A 1,864-nucleotide genomic window follows, 5' to 3' on the forward strand; every position below is an offset into this window, starting at 1 on the left:
TGACCGCGGCCAGTGAATGATCCCCAGTGGCGGCCGTTTATGGCCCCGCGTGTGGCCACCGGGTTCCCCGTGGATGGCCAGATATGTCCCCAACGAGTTGTCCGGTTTGTCGTGCGAGAAGGCTCGTGCGATGTGAAGAGCAGCAGGGAGATCATGGAGATCCTCGAGGCTTATGACCTTACGGGGAGTTACCGCGCGGCGGCTGAGTTGGCTGGGTGCGATCACCACACGGTGGCCCGGTATGTCGCGTTGCGCGCGACTGGTGGGAGCCCGGTCGAGCGTGAGCATCGAGCGCGGCCGATCGATGAGTACTTGCCCAAGATCGAAGAGCTGGTGGTGCGGTCCAACGGCCGAGTCCGCGCGGATGTGGTGCATAAGCGCATCACGGCGATGGGGTTTACCGGTGGTGAGCGCACGACCCGGCGGACTGTCGCGCAGGTCAAGGCGCGGTTGCGGGCCGGGCAGCGGCGTGTGTTTCGGCCGTGGATCCCGGAGCCGGGACTGTGGTTGCAGTGGGATTGGGGCCACGGCCCGAAAATCGGTGGCCGCCAGACGCAGTTGTGGTGTGCGTGGCTGGCGTGGTCGCGGTTTCGGGTGGTGATCCCGGTGATGGACAAGACGTTGCCGACGGTGGTGTCGTGCTTGGACACCACACTGCGCCGGATCGGTGGGATCCCGACGTATGCGTTGACTGACAACGAGAAGACGGTCTCGGTCGACCACATCGCCCAGATCGCGGTCCGTAACCCGGACATCGTCGAGGTCGGCCGGCACTACGGGTTGACGATCCGCACCTGCATGCCCGCGGACCCGCAGACCAAGGGCGGCTCGGAAGCAACCGTGCGGATCGCGAAAGCCGATCTGGTGCCGACCGAGGCGAACCTGTTGGGCGAGTACCGCACGTTCGGCGAGTTGGAGACTGCTTGTCGCGAGTTCAGCGACGCGGTCAATGACCGGCCGCACCGCGAGACCCGGCGTCGCCCGGTCGAGGCGCTGGCCGAGGAACGAACCCGGTTGCATCCGCTGACCAAGACACCGTTCACGATCGCGTTCGGCACGACCCGGCGCGTCAACTGGGACGCCACCGTCTCGGTCGAAGGGGTGCGGTATTCGGTGCCGCATCAGCTGATCGATACCCGCGTTTGGGTCCGGTTCCAGGGCGATGAGCTGATCATCACCGCCACCGGTGATGACGGGCCCACCGAGGTCGCCCGGCATGCCCGGTCGACACCAGGAAACCCGTCGATCAAGGACGAGCACTACCCGCCCCGGACCGATCACCACGGCGAACGAGCCCCGCGGGCAACCTCGTCCGAAGAGGCCGCGTTCCTCGCCCTCGGGGACGGGGCCGCCGCCTGGCTGACCGAAGCCGCCGCCGCAGGAACCCGACGGATCCGGCCGAAGATGGCCGAAGCGGTCACCCTGGCCAAACTGCATCCCGCGGCCGAGGTCGATCGGGCGTTGGGAATCGCGGCGATCGCGGGCCGGTTCGCCGACAACGACCTGATCCGCATCCTGACCCACAACCTGGGCCGCGACACCAGCGAACCGTCCCGCGCGGGCGAGGACCACAGCCTGCAACCCGGGACCTCGGCCTGGTCGAACTTCGGCCTCCCCACCCAAACCACCATTCCCGACGACGAAAGCGAAACCCACTAGATGTCGACCCCATTGCGGGTCGCCGGCACCACCGGTGATCCCTTGGCCGAGGCCATCACGCTGACCAAACGACTCAAACTGCCCCACCTGCGCCGCGCTCTCGGTGATCTGATCCCCACCGCGAAAGCGCAACGCTGGGACCCCGCCGAAGTCGTTCGAGTCCTGCTCGCCGAAGAAGCCGCCGGACGCGATGCCGCGAACCTGC

General features: G+C 67.1%; 1 protein-coding gene and 1 pseudogene. Both read left to right on the forward strand.

All coding sequences use genetic code 11. From position 1 onward, the window contains the following. The first annotated feature begins 132 nt into the window (after positions 1 to 132). Positions 133 to 1,659 (forward strand): IS21 family transposase, encoded by a 1,527-nt coding sequence (gene istA, locus A37U_RS0139090; protein ID WP_026198079.1) that lies wholly within the window; start codon positions 133 to 135, stop codon positions 1,657 to 1,659. Next, positions 1,660 to 1,864: pseudogene (locus A37U_RS47620) on the forward strand (ATP-binding protein); the annotation flags it as partial.

Origin of the sequence: Sciscionella marina DSM 45152 (assembly GCF_000379465.1) — a bacterium.
Lineage (GTDB): Bacteria > Actinomycetota > Actinomycetes > Mycobacteriales > Pseudonocardiaceae > Sciscionella > Sciscionella marina.